The organism is Streptococcus sp. ACS2, assembly GCF_000525585.1.
In the GTDB taxonomy this organism is placed as follows: Bacteria; Bacillota; Bacilli; order Lactobacillales; family Streptococcaceae; genus Streptococcus.
On record NZ_JALT01000016.1, the window covers coordinates 23,443 to 45,925 of the forward strand.

Consider the following 22,483-nt stretch of genomic DNA (forward strand, 5'->3'; position numbering starts at 1 on the left):
GCGTCAAAAGATGAACGATTTAAAATCGTCATCTTTTGTGCCGTATTACATCTTCTCTTCCAATGTTACATCTGGATATTTATCCGCAAACCAACGAAGGGCAAAGTCATTTTCAAAGAGGAAGACTGGTTGGTCAAAGCGGTCTTTAGCCAAGATATTTCGGCTTGATGACATGCGTTCATCGAGGTCCTCAGGTTGAATCCAACGCACAGTCTTTTTACCCATTGGTGTCATAACGACTTCGGCATTGTATTCATTTTCCATACGGTGTTTGAAGACTTCAAACTGAAGTTGACCAACGGCACCAAGCATGTATTCACCTGTTTGGTAATTGGTGTAGAGCTGGATGGCTCCTTCTTGCACCAATTGTTCAATTCCTTTGTGGAAGGACTTCTGTTTCATGACGTTTTTAGCAGAAACTTTCATGAACAACTCTGGCGTAAAGGTTGGTAGTGGCTCAAATTCAAACTTGTTTTTACCTACTGTAAGGGTATCACCAACCTGGTAAGTTCCTGTATCGTAAACCCCGATAATATCTCCAGCCACGGCATTTTCGACATTTTCACGAGATTCGGCCATGAACTGAGTGACGTTAGAGAGCTTAGCTCCTTTACCAGTACGGGTTAGGTTAACACTCATACCACGCTCAAATTCACCAGAAACGATACGAACAAAGGCAATACGGTCACGGTGACGTGGGTCCATATTGGCTTGGATTTTGAAAACAAAACCAGAGAAATCCTTGTTGAGAGGATCAATCTCGTCACCATCCACTGTCTTGTGACCATGTGGTTCTGGTGCAAATTTGAGGAAGGTATCGAGGAAGGTTTGAACCCCAAAGTTTGTAAGGGCAGAACCGAAGAAGACCGGTGTCAATTCACCAGCTAAAATAGCTTCCTCAGAGAATTCATTACCCGCTTCTGTCAAGAGTTCAATATCTTCTTTAGCTTGCTCATAGAATGGGTTGTTGGCAAAAAGAGTATCACCATCTTCAATCTTGGCAAAGCGCTCGTCACCTTTATAGAGCTCCAAGCGTTCGTTATAGAGGTCATAAAGTCCTTCGAAGGCTTTACCCATACCGATAGGCCAGTTCATTGGGTAGCTGGCAATACCAAGCACTTCTTCCAACTCTTCCAAGAGGTCAAGTGGCTCTCGTCCATCACGGTCCAATTTGTTCATGAAGGTGAAGACAGGAATCCCACGGTGTTTGACAACTTCGAAAAGTTTTTTGGTTTGTGCCTCGATACCCTTGGCTGAGTCAACGACCATGACGGCAGCATCAACCGCCATAAGGGTACGGTAAGTATCTTCTGAGAAGTCCTCGTGCCCTGGGGTATCAAGGATATTGACACGTTTGCCAGCATAGTCAAACTGCATCACAGATGAAGTTACTGAGATACCACGTTGTTTCTCAATATCCATCCAGTCTGATTTGGCAAAGTTTCCGGTTTTCTTACCTTTTACGGTACCAGCTTCACGGATTTCACCCCCAAAGTAAAGCAATTGTTCAGTGATTGTTGTTTTACCAGCATCGGGGTGAGAGATGATGGCAAAAGTACGGCGTTTTTTGATTTCGTCTTGAATACTCATAGTTTTCTTTCTTCTTTGAAAATAATCTTTTTGTTACTTTTCCTTAGTGGTATGGATGTCAGCAGCTTCTTTGTAAATCTCAGAAATTCCATGTCCCAGAGCTACTAATAGCAATAGGGTTTTTACCAGAACGAAAAGCAAGATCGTTGTAGCACTTCTTTCAGAAAATTTCTGTCTTTTGAAAGCTACATTTGTTGTCAAGGCTTGCGATAATTCTCGCAGGCACAGCTCTTTTATTATATCCAAATTACAGTGTGAAAGCAATTCTGAAAGCGTTTTGTGTTAGAATAAAACTAGAATAAAACAAATAAATTGACAAAGCACGCTATCAACTTTCTGATAGCGTGTTTCTTCATTTATTTAATATTTCTCTTCAAAACGCTCCAGACCTTTTTTCATGATTATCATGAGAATAATCAGAGCTCCTGAAACAGCAAGGTATTTGACAAGTAAGGGAGTTCCCATAATAAATGGTGTGTGTTTAAGCATGCCATAGTTTCCACCGATGGTCTGATTAACTATTACCAAAGCTAGATTTAGTAATAAGGTAGCCACCACAATCAGCCGCTTGCTGATGGGATGGATTTTATAACTGTTAAAAATGACATTGAGGCTATTGACCAGTAGGGCATAGTGGCCAAATAGGAAAGAAAAGCCTGTGATATGTGGAAACTCATAGGGATCAAATACTGGATAAATCAATGCACAGTAAGTCCCGACAACTCCCATAATAGCAAAATAGCTCTTTATTCTACTATTTTTCAGGAGGAGAACAGCAAACATGGCCATGCGGCAATGGTAAAGGGGCAGACTAATATAAAGAGGAAAGCCCTGCCAGAGGTACCAAGTATAGAGGGCAAAGAGTTGAATGGCTTGGATAGTGAGAAAGGTCCAACGCCATATCTTATTCTTATACCAACGCCAACTCAAGTAACTCAAAAACACCATTGCCAAGAGCATAAGTAAATAATAGGGCAAAGGTATCTGAGGTGGATGAGTTTGGGTGGTTGTCAAAAAATTCTTCATTCTCTTCTCCTGCTGAAATTACTATGCCTGCTATTATATCAAATTTCAGGGTAAAGCAAAAACCTGCTTTAGAGAGCAGGTTAGAGAACTTAATTCTTAGCTTGTAATTCTTCCACGACCTTGGCTAGGTTCATAGAGTTAGAGCCCTTGAGCAAGATTTGATCGTACTCGCCTAGGCTTTCTTTGATTTGCTTAACCATAGCGTCAAATTGGTCTTCATCAGCTGTCTTCTTGAAATAATAAACATGACCAAGAGGGAACATTTGGCTAGCAAGTTGCGACAATTCTGCAATATCCTCACCGTAGAAAATCACCGTATCAATAGCATCTGGTGTCAGACTTAGTATCATCTGCGTGTGAAGTTGCACAGACTGTTCACCGAGTTCTTTCATATCAGCTAGGACAGCAATTTTCTTGCCTCCTTCATTCTTAGGAATGGCTGAGAAGGTCTCCAAAATGAGCTTCATAGCTGTTGGATTGGCATTGTAGACATCCGAAAGGATGTCGGCACCGTTAGCTGCTTTTTTCCATTCAGTACGGTTTTTGGTAAGCTGCAAGTTAGCAAGAGCTGAGAGGATGTTTTCTTCAGTTACACCCAAATGTTTTGCGACATAGGCAGCAACCATGGCATTTGTGGCATTGTATTTTCCAGTGACTGGCAAGGTAACTTGTCCGTCTAGGAAGTTTGTTGAGAAGGTGAGGTGGTCTTTGAACTCTGTCAACTCAGAGACCGTAAGCTCCGCACCATCCCCAAAGCGTACCACGTCAAGATTGCTTGGCAAGAATGGATCGACGATAGGATCACTAGGTACAAGCAAGAGGCTACCATCAGGCATACCGTCTTGCATTTGCATTTTACCTTGAGCAATCTTGTCACGGCTACCAAAGAATTCCAAATGAGCCTCTCCGATTAAGGTAACAACAGCTGTTTTTGGCTTCGCCAAGGTTGACAAGAGGTGAATGTCTCCCATGTGGTCTTGCCCCATCTCAAGAACGATTTTCTCCGTATCATCAGGCATGTGTAGGGCAGTATAAGGAAGACCAATCTCATTGTTGTAATTACCTTGGGTCTTGTAAGTACGATAGGTTGTGGCCAAGATATCATGAATCATATCCTTGGTCGTTGTCTTACCGTTAGAACCAGTCACCGCAATAACGTCAACACCAGTCTTTTCAAGATAGTAGGCAGCTAGTTTTTGAAAAGCTTCAAGAGCATCATCGACTAGGATGTGGGCTTGATCAGCTGGCAATTCTTTTTCTGTGAATGTCGCTAGAGCACCATTGTCAAAGGCTGTTTGGATAAAATCATGTCCATCACGCGCACCTTTTAGCGGCAAAAAGAGGTCGCCCGCTGTAATCTTACGGCTATCAAACTCAATTTGGTTAATGGCAACATCTTCATAGGCTGTGACATCATTTTTAGCGCCAACAACCTTGGCAATTTCATGGAGTGTCAGTTTCATCTTAAAATCCTCTGTTTTATTTTTACAAGTCTGGCAAGAAATAAGATTTTCTTGCCCGCAATCACTCCCAATTATATCACAAATCAGGCTAGCTTTTGCTTGGGAGATGAATTTGTTACAATGGTTGATGAAAGGATTAGGCATGACAAAGAAAAAATTAATCAACCTCTCTAAAGGAGAGGAAAATATAAATAGAGACTGCCAAAGTATTGAAGAACCCAAAGGATGGCGCTTTGATTGGAGAAAGATAATCCCACTAGAGCCAACAGCTGAATTGATTATCTTAGTGCTACTAGCACTGCTTTATGGTGGATTTTATTATTATGATCATTATACAGTCAATCAAGACAACATTTATGGTCTCTGGCAGTCTGATCATCATAAGTTAGCGATTTCCTATAAGCATATTCGGAAACGAGGAAATATCAACTGGCAAGTCGTACAGGATGGTAAGTATATTATCTATGCTGCTAGAACTCGCCCGGTCAAGCGGCTTAATGACGGGACTCTTCACATGGAGCTCTACACTGTGGAAGGCTACCTGACAGACCTACCGACCAAGGACGGCTTCAGCTATCTGGATTTCTATCTTCGCAAAAACAATTATCTTACCTATGATGGCGAATCCTACAAGCGTATCAATTCTGGAAACAAGACTATTACTTGGAAAGATGGTTCTACCAGCCCTTATGGTGAACGGAAAACAAACCTATCTACAATTGTTCAAACTATCTATCGTGGAATTCTGGGACTGGGCTTCTTTCTTGTTATTTTAGAGGCTCGGCAAAAGAGGAGAGAAAAACTAAGTGAGACACCAATCAAAAAGAAAATACGCTGACCGAAAGAAACTCAACCGAAAATATCATTCACAAAAAGCATATCGAAAAGAACAAAAACGTAAAACGGGATGGCGAGCACTCTGGGATAAATTTACAGACCGTCTAGTCAATGTGTTTATGATATGTTTCCTACTCATGATACCGATTTTCATCGTTTATATGATTTTCTTTGACGATGGGGTTTCTAAAGATGGTATCTACGGTCTATGGCAATCTGAAAATCATAAGCTTGCCATATCATATGAAGATGGTTCAAAGGGAAGTAAGCGTGATTGGGATATTGTTCAAGACGGAAATGTCCTCATCAAAAATGCACGTATCGATGATATTAAACGCTTAGAGGATGGGACCCTCTATATTGAAGTTTATGCTAAGGAAAGTCTGTTTTCAGACCTTCCCACAAAGAACGGCTACAATTATTTGAATATGTATGTCCGTAAAGACGATTACTTGACCTATGATGGCGAATCCTACAAACTGATTGATGATGAAAACAAGAGCATTACCTGGAAAGATGGTTCAAAATCCCTTTATGGTCAACGAATAACCTTGTTTGATCGTCTGAAACCTTATATCTTTTTTGGAATTATTGGTTCTATGATTTTGTATGCCATTTTTGTCGATTGGAGAATAAAAAGAAATCTAAAAAAGAAAAATAGGCTAAATGAGGCATCAACTAAAGAGAAAATACGCTGACCGACAGAAAATTAATATAAGTGACCATTCACAAAATGAATATCGAAGAACACAAAAGTATAAAACTGGATGGCGAGCACGTTGGGGTAAATTCAAAGACCGTTTAGTCAAGATTTTGAGTATTTGTTTTCTAATCATGGTACCTATAGTCAACATCTATATTAGATTCTTTTATGATGGTATCAGTGAAAATAGTATCTACGAGCTATGGCAGTCTGAAAACCACAAGCTTGCTATTTCCTATAACGAAGGAGGAAGAAGTCGTAAGTACGATTGGGAAATTGTACAAGATGGAAAAATCCTTATCAAAAATGCTCGAACTCAGAAAATTAAAGGTCTTAAAGATGGAACCATCTACATTGAAGTTTACGCCAAGGAAAGTCTGGTCTCAGACCTTCCCACAAAGAACGGCTATAACTATTTGAATATGTATGTACGGAAGGATCATTATTTGACTTATAATGATGAGTCTTACAAAAGGATTGATGATAGGGACAAAACCATTACTTGGAAAGATGGCTCTACCTCGGTCTATGGTGAACGCAAAACTTTTTTTGATTATATTGACTCTTTTCTTTTTTGGGGAATGGTGGGAGCCGCTTTCTTGTCAACTATTGTCATTGGATGGAGAAACATAAAAAGCAAAAAGGTGAGAAAAAAATCACTCTAAAACAAGAAAAACCACCCCTGCTTCTAGCTAGACTAGATATAAGCAGGAGTGGTTGTTTTATTCTTGTTAAGCAAGACTTCCCCTTAGAGAGGAATTAGTCTTATTTCACTTCGCCACCTTCAACCACGAGGTCATCAGCTTTAGCTGCATCACCGTAAGTTGGGTGAAGTGTCTTTTCATAATCTTTGTGGAAGAAATTCTCTTCGCCAAGTTTCTTAATGTCTTTATTGATAAAGTCAAGGAGTTCTTTGTTACCTTTTTGAACGGCTGGGGCAATAGTATCTGGGTTACCAAGCGATGTGATTCCAACTTCGTAACCTTTATTTTCTAGAGCCCAAGCAAGAACTTCTGTATTATCTGTTGAGAAGGCATCGCCACGACCATCAAGGAGGGCTTGGTAAGCGTCGCTATATTGGTCATACTTTTGCAATTTGATATTTGGGTAGTTCTTTTCAAAGTAAGTTTCAGCAGTTGTCCCCTTAGTAACAATCAAAGTCTTACCTTCAAGCTCTTTAACGTCCTTAATGACCTTGTCTTTAGGTGATACCACACCGATTGAGACTTTCATATAAGGAAGAGCGAAGTCCACTTGTTTCTTACGTTCATCAGTTACTGTGAAGTTGGCAAGCGTAATATCTACCTTGTTTGAAATCAAGAATTCGGCACGGTTGGCCGCATCTACTGAGACGTATTTAGGTTTAACACCCAAGTCTTTAGCCAAACGGTTACCAAGTTCAATATCGTAACCTTGGTAAGCACCCTTGTTATCTACATAACCAAAAGGTTTCTTGTCCGCAAAAACGGCGATACGGAGTTCACCACTCTTCTTAATTTCTTCAATAGTACGTGCTTTGGCTGTCGATTTACCAGAGCTACTGTTACTTGAGCAAGCAGTCACTGCCACCAAGGCAAAGACGAGGGCTAATAGGGCAAAAATTTTCTTTGTTAATTTCATAAATATCTCCTAAAATATTATATTTTTTACTAAAAACAATGGGTTACAAATAGGCACCAAACTGGCTGAAGTCAAAGACATTGAGAAACTCTTGAGCTCGCTGTGTCTTTGGATGATTGAAGAATTCTTCAGCAGTCCCTTCCTCAGCGATGACACCCTTATCCATAAAGATAATACGGTCAGCGATGGCACGCGCAAACTGAAGCTCATGGGTTACAATCAACATGGTGCGTCCTTCTTGAGCGAGGTCATTGATTAGTTCCAGGACCTCACGAACCATCTCAGGGTCAAGCGACGCCGTCACTTCGTCGAAGAGAATAACTTCAGGATGCATGAGCAGTGAACGGACAATGGCTACACGTTGCTTTTGACCACCTGACAGTTGTCGCGCAAAGCTATGCTTCTTGTCCAAAAGTCCCACACGGTCCAAAAGTTTCTCAGCCTCCGCAATGACTTCTTCCTTATTACGCCCTTGAGCTTTGACTGGCCCCAAAATCAGATTTTGCAGGATGTCCAAATGCGGGAAGAGGTCATAGCTTTGAAAGACCATGCCGATTTTCTGGCGAATTAGGTGAAAATCCTTCTTGCTACCAGTGATAGACTTGCCATCCAGGAGAATATCCCCTCCTTGAATAGTCTCCAAGCCATTGATACAACGTAGTAGGGTCGATTTTCCACAACCTGAGGAACCCAGGATAACAACGACTTCACCTTGTTTAACATCCAAGGAGATGCCTTTGAGAATCTGATTGTCCCCAAAGGACTTTTTCAAATCCTTGATTTGTAAAATGCTTTCTGTCATCTTAATTCCTCCAACGATTTTCAAGATAAGTAGACAGCTTAGATACTGGGTAACAAATGGCAAAATAAAGAATCAAAATCGTGCCATAAATCCAGAAAGAAGCTGTTGGAATAGTCAGGCGGTTACTATCAATAATCTGCTGACCAACCTTGGTCACCTCTACTACACCAATCAAAACCACCAAGGATGTGGTCTTAATCATACGCGTCACCAGGTTAATAGCCTGAGGCAACAAGCGACGCAAGACTTGTGGGATAATCACATAGGTATAGAGTTGGCCATTGGTCAAGCCAAGGGCCCTTCCGCTCTCAAACTGGTGTCTAGGTAGTGACGTGATTGACCCACGCACCAAATCACCCATCTCAGCCGTTCCCCAAAGGGTAAAGACGATAATAGCCGATAGCTCGCCTGAGATATTGATGTTAAAATTTCTAGCCAGACCAAAATAAACAATGAAGAGCAAGACTAACTGGGGCATGATACGAATAAATTCCAGATAAATACGTGACAAAAAACGTACAATCTTAGATTTCGAAGTCATGACAATTCCAAAAAGGGTTCCTAGTAAAAGGGACAGAAGCACCGAAACGATGGAAATTCCAATAGTTACGCCTAAACCTTGTAAGATACGTAGGAAATTATTCCCCTGAAGAAGAACCTGAAAGCCCGAATCCTGCATAGCGTAACCTCCTTTCAATCCAACTAAAGACTAGAGAAATCGGCAGCAACATTAAGAGATAAGCCACCACCAACATGCCTAGAGCCACATCGGTTTCGTAGTAAAGACCAATCAAATCCTTGGCCACATACATCAAATCCGCCAAGGCTACCGCTGAGAATACTGACGTTTCCTTGATAAGGAAAATAACGTTAGCACTAAATGACGGTAACGCCACAGCTACTGCCTGAGGAAGGACCACATAGCGAAAGACTTGGAATGGCGTCAAACCAATAGACAAGCCCACTTCATGCTGGGTCTGACTAACGGCCTCTAGACCACTTCGGAAGGACTCCGCCATATAGGAACCACCCAAGAAAATCAAACCTACCACAGCACAAGCCTCTGAGGATAGAACCAAACCTATACGAGGCAAGCCAAAGTAGAGAAAGAAAAGCTGAATCAAGAGCGGCGTATTACGAGATAGCTCAATATAAGCCGTCGAAAGCTGACTCAAAACCGGTACTCGATAATGACGAATAACACTCACCACCAAGCCCAAAAGGAAGGAACCAAGAATCCCCAGAACGGCAATATGTAAGGTTAAAAAGAATGCCTTCTGATAAAAGGGCAAATACTGTTGAACAATGGACCAGTCCAAAACTTACCTCCTCATTTAAGATACAAAGGGCGTAGAAAATTCCGTAAGGCAAATAGGAAACTGACGGCGTGTGCGGGCACACTAGGAAGTTTGTCTTTTGCTCTAGGAATTTAGCCTGTGTTCAATTCTACAAGATGCAAAAGGCGTGTAAAATTCCGTAAGCACTCACTGACATCTACTTCTAGCCCTTTGACCCTTCTCTCGCATTTGAAAAGCACAGCTTCACAAAACACGAATGAATTGCTCTATTTCATTTGAAACGTTAGATTTATTCTACCACCTGTTAGATTATTTGGATAATATGTATTTTTTATCAGCGTGATAAAGAAAAGATATAAATAAAATCTAGATTTCTGTAAAGAAAAAAACACCTCAGTCTCAGAGATTTCTCCGAGACTAAGATGTCTGTCTTCTAAATCATAGTGCTTAAATCAAATGGCTTTCACGTTTTTCGAACATTTCTTGTCCCAAGGCTACCAATTCCTTGATAAGGTCTGAGTATGAAAGTCCCATATTTTCCCAAAGTAGTGGGTACATTGACCATTGAGTGAAACCTGGCATGGTGTTGAGCTCGTTAAGGTAGATGGCTCCATCCTCTGTCAGGAAGAAATCACAGCGAGCAAGACCACAACCACCAAGAGCACGGAAGGCCTTGGCTGCATAGGTACGCATTTGCGTCATGACTTCTGCAGGCACGTGAGCTGGGATGTCCATGGTAATCTTATTGTCAATGTATTTAGCTTGGTAATCATAGAAAGCCACGTCTTTGACCACTTCACCTGGATCTGTCGTTTTGACAGTTGTATTTCCAAGGATACCAACTTCGATTTCACGGGCAACCACACCTTGCTCAATCAAGATACGGCTATCATATTTGAGAGCCAGATCAATCGCTGCACGAAGCTCCGCTTCGTTTTCAGCTTTCGAAATCCCAACAGATGACCCCATGTTAGCAGGTTTTACGAAAACTGGGAAGGTCAATTTTTCAAGCGTCTCTGCTACTGCTGCTTCCAAATCTTCACCCTCGATGTAGACTGTGTAGGCAACCTGAGGGACACCTGCAACTTCAAGAATATGCTTGGTCATAATCTTGTCCATAGCCACACTTGATGACAAGACATTAGTACCCACGTATGGCAACTTAAGGGTTTCGAGGAAACCTTGGATAGATCCATCCTCACCCATAGGTCCATGGAGCACAGGGAATACCACAGCGCCTTCCTCATAAATATCGCTTGGTTTGATAACCTGACTAGCCACAACTGTGTCATTAGTCATGAGCTTCTCATCATCACTTGGTGTTTCTGTAAATTCTTGTGTTTTGATGAAATCACCAGACTGAGTGATAAAGTAGGTTTTAACCTCAAATGCGCTGTAATCCACCGCACGCATAACACTCTCAGCTGAGAGCACAGACACTTCACGTTCTGCTGAACGTCCACCGTAGAGAAGGATAAGGGTTTGTTTAGACATAGGTATACCGTTTTCTTTTCTTGATTTTCTAGTCTCAGTTTTGAGAACATAATACCTTAATCATATCACAAAAGGAAGGGATTTTCAAAAAGATTATAGGCAAAAAAACAGCCTAATAGCTGTTTCATTCCTGTCTTAAATTTCGTCACCAAGCTCGAACTTAGTGCCTTTAAGGGCACGTTTGAGAGACCATTTCCAAGGTTTCCCTTCAATAGTGACTTGTTTGTTTTCGAGGTCAACTTGAACCTTGTCTACACCTTTGACAGCGGAGAGTTTTTCAGTAACGGTGTTAACACAGCCTTGGCATTTCATTCCTGTGATGTTATATGTTTTTGTCATTTTTCTTTCTTCCTTTTCTTTAATTATTTTTTTAGTACACTCCTTTAATGGCGAGAGTTGTAAGCAATCGACACTTAGACTTTGCGACGTTTGAGGCGCAGAGCATTGAGGACGACTGAGACAGAGCTAAAGCTCATGGCAAGTCCTGCTATCATTGGGTCAAGAAGGGGACCTCCAAAGAGGTGGAGGACACCCATAGCTACTGGGATAGACAAGATATTGTAGATAAAGGCCCAAAAGAGGTTCTCTTTAATCGTTGTGATAGTCGCCTGACTAATTTTCAGAGCCTTAACGACATCCATGAGGTTGGGTTTCATAAGGACCATATCGGCACTTTCCATAGCAATATCTGTCCCTGATCCCATGGCAATACCGATATCGGCAGTCGCAAGGGCTGGGGCATCATTGATACCATCACCAACCATGATGACTGATTTTCCTTCTGCCTGAAGGTCGCTAATCACCCTAGATTTCTCTTGCGGAAGCACTTGACTGATAACGCGTTTGATGCCAACCTTTTGAGCGATAGCTTGAGCTGTTTGGTCATTATCCCCAGTCAACATGATGACTTCCTTGCCCATTTGATGAAGGGCTGCCACCATATCTTCACTATCTGCTTTAACCTGATCGGCTACACCAAAGAGTCCAATTAACTTACCATCTTCAGCTAGGAAAATAGGAGTTTGACCATCGGCCGTCAAGCTTTGGAAATCAGCTTGTGCTGAAGTCAAGTCGACTTTTTCCTCAGCCATAAGGGTTTGATTTCCAGCTAGATAAGTTTTACCTGCATAGCTGGCAGTAAGACCTCGTCCAGTCAAACTTGAAAAGTTATCCATCTCTAACAAGTCCAAGTTAGCATTTTCTGCTGCTACAAGGATGGCTTGACCTAAAGGGTGTTCGGACTTGGCTTCCAAGGATGCCAAAAGCTGTAAGGTTGCTCCACTATTGTCATAGGTATAGCTAGAAACCAACTGAGGTTTACCCTGAGTAATAGTTCCTGTCTTGTCAAAAACGAGGACATCAGCCTTGTGAGCTAGCTCGAGCACATCCCCACGCTTGTAGAGAATACCGTGTTCGGCACCAAGGCCTGTACCAACCATGATAGCTGTCGGTGTCGCAAGACCCAAAGCACATGGACAAGCAATAACCAAGACACTAACTGCTACTGTCATAGCGAAGGTAAAGGTTTGTCCCATGACAAAGTACCAAAAGAGACCTGAAACAAGTGCGATAGCCATGACAACAGGAACAAAGATCGCTGACACTTGATCGGCAATCTTGGCAATCGGTGCCTTGGTTTGTTGGGCATCCTCAACCAATTTAATGATTTGGGAAAGTAAGGTGTCCTTACCAATCTTTTCAGCCTCATAAATTAAGCTACCTTGACCATTAATAGAACCTGCAAACACTGGCTTACCAGAGGATTTTTCAATAGGGAGTGACTCCCCTGTAAGCATACTCTCATCAATCGCAGAGCTACCAGAAATTACCTGACCATCCACGGCTATCTTTTCCCCAGGTTTGACCACAATATGGTCACCAAGAACAACCTCATCCACAGGAAGCTTGACTTCCTTACCATCCCGAAGGACGGTTGCCTCCTTGGCTGACAAGTGCATGAGTTTCTTGATAGCTTCTGAAGTTCGACCTTTAGACAGGGTTTCAAAGTATTTTCCTAGAGTAATCAAGGTCAAAATAACAGCCACTGACTCAAAATAAAGTTGGTGGGCGTGATGGGCATGCCCCAATGAAATATGGTAAGTACCATAGAGACTATAAAGAAAGGCTGCCGATGTTGCCAAGGCTACCAAGGCATCCATGTTAGGATGACCCTTGGCCAAGGTACGAAAACCATTACTATAGAAGGAACGGCCCAACCACATGACTGGTACTGTCAAAACTAGTAGCACCAAGGCATAAGTCAAGGCTGCATGGTGAGGAGACAAGAAGTTTGGCACAGGTAGACCAACCATTGGGCCCATAGCAAGATAAAAGAGAGGAATGGTGAAGACAGATGACCAAATGAGGCGCTCACGTACCTTGTGAATTTTGTCTTCTTCACGCTCTTCCTGGCTTTTGGCTGTGTCTGGATTGTAAACTTCAGCTTCATAACCAGCGTCAGCCACAGCTTTTTCAATAGCTTCTGGACTAACCTTATCCCCAGAGTAATCCACAGACATTTTTTCGGTGGTTAGGTTAACCACAGCCTTGTCCACACCATCCAACTTATTAACAGCATTTTCAACATTGGCTACACAGGATGCACAGGTCATCCCATTAACCACAAAGGTTTCTTTTGCCATTTCCTATATCACCTCCATATGATGCCCACAAGCACATTGACCAGGCACACAGTCACAAACCACCTGATCCACAGGTTCTTTTGCTGCAAGCACGGCCTGTAACTTATCCACATCGGCCTGGGTCATCGGCGTCTTTGCCATGAGTTGACCCAACAAATCGCTATGTTTGGTCAAACAAATCTTGTCAAAAACAGCTTCTAAAGCCTGAAAATTCGCCTCATCTTCCCCCAAGCTAGCTTGATAGATAAACCCTCGTCCTTGACGCTGACTAGTTAGGTACCCCTTGTCCGCCAAACGTCCAAGCAAGGTCTTAACTGTCGAAGGCGACCAGTCTAGCTTCTTAGATAGAATTGCTATAATCTCTGAAGAAGTCGCCTGCCCCTTAGCCCAGAGCACTCGCATGACTTCCCATTCCGCAGATGAAATTGTCAGCATGATAGTTCCTTTCTGAATGTTATCATTCGTTTACTTTTGTAGATTTATTTTAACACTGCTGTGGAGATATGTCAAGGGTTTTGTTTACGTTTGTAGATTTATCTTTAAAAAACAAACACCACCTAAGAGGTGCTACACTTTACTAAGATAAGATTGAGTTGACGAGGCTACGTCCAAAATCCCTGCCTTCAACATACAAAAATTTAAACATGCCTAGGTAAATAACAGCCAAATAAATAATCATAAAGAGTATTGCTAGAGCTTTCTTGTGTGATAGAAAGAATGAAAAAATATGATTAATCATGTTCTGTGATGCCTTCTCTTCCTTTCTTTTTAGTTATAAAATCATTCTATAGCTTCCAAAAAGAAAAAAATAGTGACATAAATGTCACTAAACAGGCTTATTCATTCAATACGAGATTTAACTCTCAGCTTAACCCCTTATAAAGATACAAGGCACCAACCACAAGGAAAATCAGTGCATAGTGATTCTCTCCACGATAGAAAAATAGTAATGCTCCTATTAAGAAACAGACTCCTAGCATTACCCTTAATGATACTTTCATTTGTCTACCTTCTTTCTATAAGTAAGATGAAAATAAGAACAAGAGATAAATGTAATTGCCACTCCACACTCATAGTATAATACTGGAAACTAAGAAAATCAAAATATCCCCAAGAATGTTTTTGATAAAAAACACTCCCCATTTCTGGAGAGCATCGTCTTCTATTTTTCAAAATGTGAACCGAATGTAACAAATTCAGCGACTTCTTTTTCCTTACCGTCGTGGAAGTCACGGACGATTTTTGATCCTACGATAACACCGTCTGATACAGCGTTAAAGCGTTTGATATCGTCTTCAGTTGACACACCAAAACCTGTGAGAACTGGAATGTCTGCATGGGCAGTCAAGTTAGCCAAGTGTTTGTCAAGGTCATCACGGTAATTACCAGTCTTACCAGTGACACCATTGATGGCAACGGCGTAGATAAAGCCTTCAGCACCATCAATCAACTGTTTTTGACGGTCAATACCTGTAGTCAAGCTCACCAGAGGCACGAGAGCAATATCACTGTCTTTCAAATAAGGGGTGATAAAGTCAGCGTGTTCATCTGGCAAATCAGGAATAATGAGCCCCTTGACAGATGTATCTGCCAGGTCCTTAACAAAGGCTTCAATACCATATTGATAAACTGGGTTGATGTAGGTCATGATAACCAAAGGCACCTGTGTTTTTTGTTCTTGAAGCTTCTTGATGATAGCTGTCAAAGTCACATCTTTAGCCAAACTACGTTGTCCTGCAAGTTCAATAACGGGGCCGTCAGCCACTGGGTCTGACCATGGAATACCCACCTCGATAGCTGAGACACCACTATTTTCCAAGAGAGCAATGGTCTCAAAGAGTCCGTCTAGGCCTTTAGCGTGGTCTCCCGCCATAATATAAGGTACGAAAATGCCGTGTTTACTGTCTTTGATAGCTTGTAGGTGTTTTGTTAGTGTTTTTGTCATGGTTTATTTCCCTTCTGCTTCAGCTTCGAAACGTTCTTTAACCTGCATAACGTCCTTGTCCCCACGACCTGAGAGGCAGACGATGAGACTTTGGTCTGGCGACATCTTAGCTGCCACTTTTTGCGCAAGGGCAATGGCATGGCTAGACTCAAGAGCTGGGATAATACCTTCTAAACGTGACAGAAGTTTGAAACCTTCGAGAGCTTCCTCATCTGTAATAGAGTCGTAAGTCGCACGTCCAATTTCGTTGAAATAACAGTGCTCAGGACCAACCCCTGGATAGTCCAGACCAGCTGAGATAGAGAAGGCTTCCATGATTTGACCATGAGCATCTTGGAGGACATCCATAAGCGCTCCATGAAGAATACCTGGACGACCTTTGGCAAAGGTTGCGGCATGTTTTTCAGTATCAAGCCCCAAACCAGAAGCCTCAGCACCATACATGGCTACTGATTTATCATTAACAAATGGGTAGAACATACCGATAGCATTTGAACCACCACCGATACAAGCCATCACAGCATCAGGCAGTTTACCGCCAGAAATCTCTGCGTATTGACGTTTAGCTTCACGACCGATGACAGATTGGAAGTCACGGACAATTTCTGGGAATGGTGCAGGACCAAGGGCAGATCCCATGATGTAGTGAGTATCCTCGATACCTGCTACCCAAGCACGGAGGGCTGCATTTACAGCGTCCTTAAGCACGCGCGAACCATCTGTGACGCTAAATACCTTGGCACCAAGCAACTCCATACGGAAAACGTTAAGCGCCTGACGTTTAACATCTTCCTCACCCATATAGATCGTACAGTCCATGTCGAAAAGGGCTGCGGCTGTTGCTGTTGCAACACCGTGTTGACCTGCACCAGTTTCGGCGATGATTTTCTTCTTGCCCATACGTTTGGCAAGCAAGACTTGACCAAGGGCATTGTTAATCTTGTGGGCACCTGTGTGGTTAAGGTCCTCACGTTTAAGATAAATTTGCGCTCCACCAATATGATCAGTCAAACGTTTAGCGTGGTAAAGAGGCGTCTCACGGCCCACATAGTTTTTGAGGAGATCATCCAATTCCGCTTGGAAACTTGGATCTTCCTTGGCCTCACGATAGGCCTTATCCAATTCAATAACGGCTGTCATCAGCGTTTCAGGAACGAACTGACCACCGAATTTTCCGTAAAATCCTTTTGCATCAGGTTGTTGATATGTCATGCTTTCACTCTTTCTATAAATGCTTTAATCTTATCTAAATCTTTGTGACCATCTGTCTCGACACCTGAGGACACATCTAAGGCATAGGGCTGGAAAGTTTCCTTGGCCTCTGCCACATTATCCACAGTCAAGCCACCAGCGATAAAATAGTCCTGCTCAATCTGCTTGTCAGCCAAGAGTTGCCAGTCAAAGGTCTGACCACTACCAGCAATAGGAGCATCAAAGAGAAGATAATCCGCCTGGCTCTTAACTTGAGACTCACTATCTGAAATCTGAATAGCTCGAATAACTGGTACTGATATCTCTGGAATCAGAGTCTCATCAAATGTTCCATGAATCTGAACGATATCTAAGGGAACCTGACTAATCGCTTCTTCCAGTTCTTCAAGACTTGGTGAAACAAAGACACCGACAATTTTTGTCTGGCCTGTCACTCCTTTAGCTAGCTCGTGAGCTTGTTCAAGACTCACTTGACGCTTGCTTTTGGCGAACACAAAGCCAATGTAGTCAGCACCTGCTTCAACTGCAGTTGCTACTGCTTCTGGTGTCGACAGTCCACAAATTTTAACCTTTGTCAATTTGCAACTCCTTGACCTTTTCAGCCACATTGTCAGCCGTCATAAGGGCAGTTCCTACCAAAATCCCATTAAAATATGGGGCAACTAAGGCAGCATCCTGACCTGTGAAAATAGCTGACTCAGAAATATAAACAGGCTTGTCCTTGAAATGCGTTGATAACTCAAGACTGGTATTGATATCTGTCCCAAAAGTGACCAAATTACGGTTGTTAACGCCGATGATTTCGGCACCAATACGGTGAGCCACTTCCAATTCTGGTAGATTATGCGTTTCAACCAAGACTTCCAAGCCAAGGCTAGTCGCAAAATCATAGAGCTCCTTGAGACGAGCCTCTGGCAAGGCCGCTACAATCAAGAGAATGACTGTCGCTCCCGCATTACGGCTACGCACAATCTGTTTCTCATCAATAATGAAATCCTTAGCCAAGGTTGGAATAGCCACCTCTGACGAAATTTCTTTCAAATAGGAAATATCACCCTTGAAGAAAACCTCGTCCGTCAAAACAGAAATCATGGCTGCCCCATTTTCCTCATAGGTCTTGGCTTGAGCCACAATATCCACATCCAGGTTAATATCACCCATACTTGGACTAGCTTTTTTCACTTCAGAAATAATTTGCAGCTTGTTTTGATTTGACTTGAGAAACTCATAAAGACGATAGGTCTGGCGCAAGGGCTGCAAGTCTTCCATGACCAACTGAGCCACTTCTTTTTCTTTTTGTTCTAAGATTGTTGGGAGAAAGGCTTTACTCATACTTGTACCTCTTGGAGTTGGTGAAGTTTCTCTAGGGCTGATCCGTCCGCAATCAATTGGCGAGCAAGCTCAACACCTTCTTTAATGGTCGCAACCTTACCATTGGCAAAGAAGCCAAGACCAGCATTAAGCACTGTTGTTTCAAGATAAGGACTAGCTTCATTTTTCAAGACACTAAGGAGAATCTCTGCATTTTCCTTGGCATCGCCACCTGTGATATCAGACAACTCAACCTTTTCCATACCCAAATCTTCATAAGTGAAAGTGTGTTGGCTGATGTGGCCATCTTCCAAAAGAGTGTAGGTGTTAGTGCCATAAAGAGCAGCTTCGTCCATATTGTCAGGACCTGTGATAATAACCGCACGTTTACGTCCCAACTGTTGGATCGCATTAGCAACAATCTGTTGCAATTCCACACGGTAGAGGCCCATAAGTTGTGTCTCAAGGTCAAGCGGATTAGCCAGTGGTCCGACCAAGTTCATAATCGTTGGAATCCCAAGAGCTTGGCGAGCTGGACCGATAAAACGCATGGCTGGGTGCATGGTTTGGGCAAAGATAAAGGCCAAACCAACCTCATCAAGTGCTTTAGATAGGGTTTCTGGTGATGCCGCAACGTTGATTCCAAGGGCTTCAAGGACATCTGCCGAACCAGATTTAGAGGAAATCGAACGGTTACCAGCCTTGGCCATACGAATACCACCTGCTGCTAGGACAAAGCAAACAGTTGTCGAAATGTTAAAGCTATAAGACTGGTCACCACCAGTTCCACAGTTACACATAGCATCTGTGAAAGTCTCAGGCAAGACAGTCGCATGTGATTTGAGGGCACGCACGATACCTGTGATTTCATCTGCTGTTTCCCCCTTAGTCTTAAGCCCCATAAGGAAGGCAGCAATTTGGCTTTCTGAGACTTCATTTTTGAGAATGCGGTTAAAGACTGCTTGGACTTGGTCTTGAGACAAGTCTTGGCGGCTTGAGATTTGTAGGAATATTTCTTTCATATCTGTTTTCCTTTTAAAAACTGTTCAATATTTTCTGATGCACGAGAAGAGGTTTTGAGCGTAGACAAATCTAGTCCAAAAACTGTCCAACTAGCCTGCAACGATTTTTACGAAATTTTCAACCATCTTAAGCCCGTCTGGACTTCCAATGCTTTCTGGGTGATATTGCAAACCGTAAATAGGTAGCTCCTTATGTTGAATGGCCATGATTTCTTGATCATCAGTTGTGATAGCTGTCACATCAAAGCCCTCTGGCATTTGGTCAACAACGATGGAATGGTAACGCATGATTGGGACATCATTGTCGATATCCTTGAAAATAGGCGATGGCGTTTCAAAAGTGATGTTACTTTGTTTTCCATGCATGACATTTTTAGCCAAGCCGAGCTTACCGCCAAAAGTTTCCGCAATAGCCTGATGCCCCAAGCAAATTCCCATCATCGGTTTTTTACCAGCGAAATCCTTAATCAAGGCTTCCATTTTACCCGCATCAGCTGGCCAACCTGGACCTGGTGAAAAGACTAACCCGTCAGCTTTTTCCGCCGCTTCATAGAGGGTCTCATCATCATTACGCAAGACCTTTACCTCTGTAAATGTCCCTAGGTATTGTGCCAAATTATAGGTAAAAGAGTCATAGTTATCAACTAATAAAATCATTGGGCATCTCCTATTCTTGTCATAGCTTTCGCCTTGTTAATCGTTTCGTAAAATTCATTTTCAGGAACACTATCGTAAACAACACCTGCACCTGCTTGAACATAGGCTTTTTGATTTTTGAGAATCATAGTACGGATGGCAATGGCAAAGTCCATATCTCCTGTCGCAGACAGATAACCAATAGCTCCCGCATAAATACCACGTTTTTCTTGCTCAAGCTCATAGATACGACGCATGGCACGAATCTTAGGTGCTCCAGATACGGTTCCAGCTGGTAGGGTTGATTTTAGTGCATCCAGTGCTGTCAATTCCGATAAGAGTTGTCCCTTAACCACACTGGTAAGGTGCATCACATAGCGGAAATACTCAACTTCCATATACTTGGTCACCTTGACCGTACCATTTTTAGCAATCTTACCAATATCATTACGTCCCAAGTCAACCAACATACGGTGTTCCGCAGTTTCTTTGACATCATGTGAGAGTTCATCTGCCAAAGCAGCGTCTTCCGCCTCATTGGTACCACGAGGGCGAGTTCCAGCAATCGGATTGGTTACCACCTCTCCATTTTTCACTGAAATCAAACTCTCTGGGCTAGCACCAATCACCTGATAATCTCCAAAATCGTAGAAATAAAGATAGTTTGATGGGTTGGTCACACGCAAGTTACGGTAGTAATCCAAAGGATCTCCCTCAAAGTCCGCTGAAAAGCGTTGGCTAAGCACACATTGGAACATATCTCCCTCACGAATGAGTTTCTTGGCCTTAGCCACCATATCCATGAAGACTTCTTTTTCGATATGATTTGAAAATTGCAAGGCTTGCAAGGCTTGAGGCGTAAACTCGTTTGGCGCCTGAGTCTGGAGGTTGGTTACCACCTGACCAAGAGCTTGACGCACCGCATCGTTGTCACGATCAGAGTAGATATTGTCCTCAACCACATAAACCTTTTCCTTCTTGTGGTCAAAAATCAAATAAGACTCATAGATGAAGAAATGCATATCAGGTGTCCCAATCGTGTCTTCAGGAATCTCACCAATATTTTCATAGAGACCAATCATGTCATAGCCTGCAAACCCGATAGCACCACCTGCGAAAGGTAGGTCAGACTTGATGCCCTTGACTGTTACTTGGTCCAAGTATTCGAAAGGATCTTGATCAATCGCCTTACCATTTTCATAAAGAACACCATCCTTGAAGGTTACTTCAAAGACCGGATTGTAGGCAACAATAGAAAAACGTGCATTTTCCTTCTCACGAGGAATAGATTCAAGGATAACCTTGTGTTCCCCTTGAACACGCATATAAGCCAAGATTGGTGTTAAGGTATCGGCTGGTAAAATTTTTCTCATAATATTTCCTTTCAAACTGGTTTATCGAGAGTAATAAGACTGATGCAAGGCTCCTTTTATAGGATGTATTGGCACCATATTATTCTTTGTTCACTTTCTCTTCCAAAGCAATAAATGCTTTAATCATGCTTCTCCAAACACTTTCAGCCACATCTGGCGATAAGCCAAGCTCTAGTGCCTCCTTACGACGGTTTGCTATCACTTGAGCAACACGATCACTAGCCTGGACAGCAACCTTGTCTCTCTTGGGCTTAAGCCGTCCTGCCTTTTCCACAAGTATTTGACGTTGGGCCAGTAGTCGAAGCAACTGTCTATCAATATTATCAATATCAATTCGAATATCGCTTAATGCATCCATAAATACCCAACCTTTCATTGAATAATGAAATAACACTTCTTTAAAGATAAAAGTAAACAAAAAACCTCACAGAGAAAAACTCTGTGAGGGCATTAAATCTAGTTTAACACGGTACCACCTCAGTTAATGGTCTCCAAAAAACGACCATCATCTCTATCTCCTCTAACAAGGAGTTGCACGGTAAGGGGTGCCAACCGAGAAGAATATGTATTACCTTCTCATTATCATCCAATCAGCCCAATGTTCGCTCATCTCGATTACCTACTCACAATCACCGCAGGCTCCCTGAAAATCTAAGACCAGTTACTTTCTGATTTACTAACTATTGTACTCCTTTTTAGAGAGATGTCAAGAATTTTCTGTTAATTTTGACAATTTCAACGACCCAACTGACTTTATTTCTTACATTATATGGTATTTGCATCTCCTCAGGATATCTTATGAGAATAAGTCAAAATACCTCTTAACCTAGGTTCTCGATATTAAAACTAACTAATATCGTCGTTAGAGTTGTTATATCGAATCTTATTTAATCGAATTACTTGATCTGCTTGTTCCCAAATACCTGGATTATGGGTAGCAATAATAATAATACGATTTGGATTTTTTAGTGATCGAATTAAGTCCATAATTTCTTGAGCATTATCAGGATCCAAAGAAGCTGTTGGCTCATCAGCTAGTATGATAGGAGGATTTTTCAAAAAAAGTTTAGCCAGAGCAACACGCTGTGCTTCTCCACCAGATAATTCGTATATTTTTTGATTAAGATTTAAATGTTCCAGATGAACATCTTTCATCACTTTTTCTTTGCATTCTTGAATATCATTCTTTCTGAGTTTCTTTCCTACCAACCCCAAATCCAGGTTGTAACTTATACTATCATTTTCAATAAGCCCAAAGTTTTGGAACAAATAACCCAAATAATCACGATAATAGACTTGAGATTTAATCTCTTTCAAGTCTGTACCATCATAAGTGACAGAACCACTATCATAAGTCTCTAGTTTTGCCAGAATATTTAAAAGAGTTGTTTTCCCAGAGCCACTTTCTCCGATAAGCGCATATATCTTTCCTTTATCAAAAGATAAATTTAAATCATCAAAAATAACTCGCTTACCAAAATATTTGCTTAGTTTCTTAATTGCAATCAT

General features: G+C 42.0%; 23 protein-coding genes. 3 read left to right on the forward strand and 20 right to left on the reverse strand.

Annotated features, from left to right (window positions below; genetic code table 11):
* Positions 1 to 45: 45 nt before the first annotated feature.
* The 3 genes from HMPREF1517_RS02530 to HMPREF1517_RS02540 form a co-directional block, all read right to left on the reverse strand.
* Complete coding sequence (locus tag HMPREF1517_RS02530) at positions 46 to 1,590, reverse strand: peptide chain release factor 3 (RefSeq protein WP_002884210.1); 1,545 nt, start codon at positions 1,588 to 1,590, stop codon at positions 46 to 48.
* A gap of 360 nt (positions 1,591 to 1,950) precedes the next feature.
* A complete protein-coding gene (locus tag HMPREF1517_RS02535) occupies positions 1,951 to 2,616 on the reverse strand; it encodes a YwaF family protein (protein WP_037599206.1) in 666 nt (221 codons plus the stop codon).
* 89 nt (positions 2,617 to 2,705) lie between these two features.
* Entirely contained in the window at positions 2,706 to 4,079 is a 1,374-nt protein-coding gene (locus HMPREF1517_RS02540; protein ID WP_037599207.1) for a UDP-N-acetylmuramoyl-tripeptide--D-alanyl-D-alanine ligase, read from the reverse strand.
* A gap of 142 nt (positions 4,080 to 4,221) precedes the next feature.
* Here HMPREF1517_RS02540 and HMPREF1517_RS02545 point away from each other — a divergent pair, with 142 nt between their 5' ends.
* The 3 genes from HMPREF1517_RS02545 to HMPREF1517_RS02555 are packed head-to-tail and all read left to right on the forward strand — an operon-like array spanning position 4,222 to position 6,284.
* Positions 4,222 to 4,917 carry a hypothetical protein gene (locus HMPREF1517_RS02545; RefSeq protein ID WP_084639274.1) on the forward strand — a complete coding sequence of 232 codons (696 nt, stop codon included), beginning with the start codon at positions 4,222 to 4,224 and terminating at the stop codon, positions 4,915 to 4,917.
* Positions 4,886 to 5,614 carry a hypothetical protein gene (locus HMPREF1517_RS02550; protein ID WP_037599208.1) on the forward strand — a complete coding sequence of 243 codons (729 nt, stop codon included), beginning with the start codon at positions 4,886 to 4,888 and terminating at the stop codon, positions 5,612 to 5,614. The genes HMPREF1517_RS02545 and HMPREF1517_RS02550 overlap by 32 nt, the downstream gene beginning before the upstream one ends.
* Complete coding sequence (locus tag HMPREF1517_RS02555; protein ID WP_037599209.1) at positions 5,583 to 6,284, forward strand: hypothetical protein; 702 nt, start codon at positions 5,583 to 5,585, stop codon at positions 6,282 to 6,284. Before HMPREF1517_RS02550 ends, HMPREF1517_RS02555 begins: the two co-directional genes overlap by 32 nt.
* Before the next feature lie 100 nt (positions 6,285 to 6,384).
* Here HMPREF1517_RS02555 and HMPREF1517_RS02560 read toward each other — a convergent pair whose 3' ends face one another.
* From HMPREF1517_RS02560 to HMPREF1517_RS02640, 17 genes are all read right to left on the reverse strand, one after another.
* A complete protein-coding gene (locus HMPREF1517_RS02560) occupies positions 6,385 to 7,239 on the reverse strand; it encodes a cysteine ABC transporter substrate-binding protein (protein ID WP_002891583.1) in 855 nt (284 codons plus the stop codon).
* A 43-nt stretch (positions 7,240 to 7,282) separates the two neighbouring features.
* Positions 7,283 to 8,041 carry an amino acid ABC transporter ATP-binding protein gene (locus HMPREF1517_RS02565; protein WP_037599210.1) on the reverse strand — a complete coding sequence of 253 codons (759 nt, stop codon included), beginning with the start codon at positions 8,039 to 8,041 and terminating at the stop codon, positions 7,283 to 7,285.
* Position 8,042: 1 nt separating this feature from the next.
* Positions 8,043 to 8,720: an amino acid ABC transporter permease gene (locus HMPREF1517_RS02570; RefSeq protein ID WP_002891585.1), complete on the reverse strand. Its 678-nt coding sequence runs from the start codon at positions 8,718 to 8,720 to the stop codon at positions 8,043 to 8,045.
* On the reverse strand, positions 8,680 to 9,360 hold the full coding sequence (locus HMPREF1517_RS02575; RefSeq protein WP_002891586.1) for an amino acid ABC transporter permease: 681 nt from the start codon (positions 9,358 to 9,360) through the stop codon (positions 8,680 to 8,682). Before HMPREF1517_RS02575 ends, HMPREF1517_RS02570 begins: the two co-directional genes overlap by 41 nt.
* A 426-nt stretch (positions 9,361 to 9,786) precedes the next feature.
* On the reverse strand, positions 9,787 to 10,833 hold the full coding sequence (locus HMPREF1517_RS02580; RefSeq protein ID WP_037599211.1) for a D-alanine--D-alanine ligase: 1,047 nt from the start codon (positions 10,831 to 10,833) through the stop codon (positions 9,787 to 9,789).
* Positions 10,834 to 10,968: 135 nt separating this feature from the next.
* Positions 10,969 to 11,172 carry a copper chaperone CopZ gene (copZ, locus tag HMPREF1517_RS02585; RefSeq protein WP_002891592.1) on the reverse strand — a complete coding sequence of 68 codons (204 nt, stop codon included), beginning with the start codon at positions 11,170 to 11,172 and terminating at the stop codon, positions 10,969 to 10,971.
* Between the two features lie 74 nt (positions 11,173 to 11,246).
* Positions 11,247 to 13,475 carry a heavy metal translocating P-type ATPase gene (locus HMPREF1517_RS02590; protein WP_037599212.1) on the reverse strand — a complete coding sequence of 743 codons (2,229 nt, stop codon included), beginning with the start codon at positions 13,473 to 13,475 and terminating at the stop codon, positions 11,247 to 11,249.
* Positions 13,476 to 13,478: 3 nt separating this feature from the next.
* Positions 13,479 to 13,910 carry a CopY/TcrY family copper transport repressor gene (locus HMPREF1517_RS02595; protein WP_037599213.1) on the reverse strand — a complete coding sequence of 144 codons (432 nt, stop codon included), beginning with the start codon at positions 13,908 to 13,910 and terminating at the stop codon, positions 13,479 to 13,481.
* Between the two features lie 727 nt (positions 13,911 to 14,637).
* On the reverse strand, positions 14,638 to 15,420 hold the full coding sequence (gene trpA, locus HMPREF1517_RS02600) for a tryptophan synthase subunit alpha (protein ID WP_037599214.1): 783 nt from the start codon (positions 15,418 to 15,420) through the stop codon (positions 14,638 to 14,640).
* Between the two features lie 3 nt (positions 15,421 to 15,423).
* Positions 15,424 to 16,632, reverse strand: coding sequence for a tryptophan synthase subunit beta (gene trpB / locus HMPREF1517_RS02605; protein WP_002891598.1), 1,209 nt, complete (start codon positions 16,630 to 16,632; stop codon positions 15,424 to 15,426).
* On the reverse strand, positions 16,629 to 17,210 hold the full coding sequence (locus HMPREF1517_RS02610; protein WP_037599215.1) for a phosphoribosylanthranilate isomerase: 582 nt from the start codon (positions 17,208 to 17,210) through the stop codon (positions 16,629 to 16,631). Before HMPREF1517_RS02610 ends, trpB begins: the two co-directional genes overlap by 4 nt.
* Positions 17,197 to 17,964: an indole-3-glycerol phosphate synthase TrpC gene (trpC, locus tag HMPREF1517_RS02615; RefSeq protein WP_037599216.1), complete on the reverse strand. Its 768-nt coding sequence runs from the start codon at positions 17,962 to 17,964 to the stop codon at positions 17,197 to 17,199. The genes HMPREF1517_RS02610 and trpC overlap by 14 nt, the downstream gene beginning before the upstream one ends.
* Entirely contained in the window at positions 17,961 to 18,965 is a 1,005-nt protein-coding gene (gene trpD / locus HMPREF1517_RS02620; protein WP_037599217.1) for an anthranilate phosphoribosyltransferase, read from the reverse strand. The genes trpC and trpD overlap by 4 nt, the downstream gene beginning before the upstream one ends.
* A 90-nt stretch (positions 18,966 to 19,055) precedes the next feature.
* Entirely contained in the window at positions 19,056 to 19,622 is a 567-nt protein-coding gene (locus HMPREF1517_RS02625) for an aminodeoxychorismate/anthranilate synthase component II (RefSeq protein ID WP_037599218.1), read from the reverse strand.
* Positions 19,619 to 20,974, reverse strand: coding sequence for an anthranilate synthase component I (trpE, locus tag HMPREF1517_RS02630; protein WP_037599219.1), 1,356 nt, complete (start codon positions 20,972 to 20,974; stop codon positions 19,619 to 19,621). The genes HMPREF1517_RS02625 and trpE overlap by 4 nt, the downstream gene beginning before the upstream one ends.
* 79 nt (positions 20,975 to 21,053) lie before the next feature.
* Positions 21,054 to 21,332 (reverse strand): chorismate mutase, encoded by a 279-nt coding sequence (locus HMPREF1517_RS02635; protein ID WP_037599223.1) that lies wholly within the window; start codon positions 21,330 to 21,332, stop codon positions 21,054 to 21,056.
* A gap of 488 nt (positions 21,333 to 21,820) precedes the next feature.
* Positions 21,821 to 22,483 (reverse strand): ABC transporter ATP-binding protein, encoded by a 663-nt coding sequence (locus HMPREF1517_RS02640; RefSeq protein ID WP_004183229.1) that lies wholly within the window; start codon positions 22,481 to 22,483, stop codon positions 21,821 to 21,823.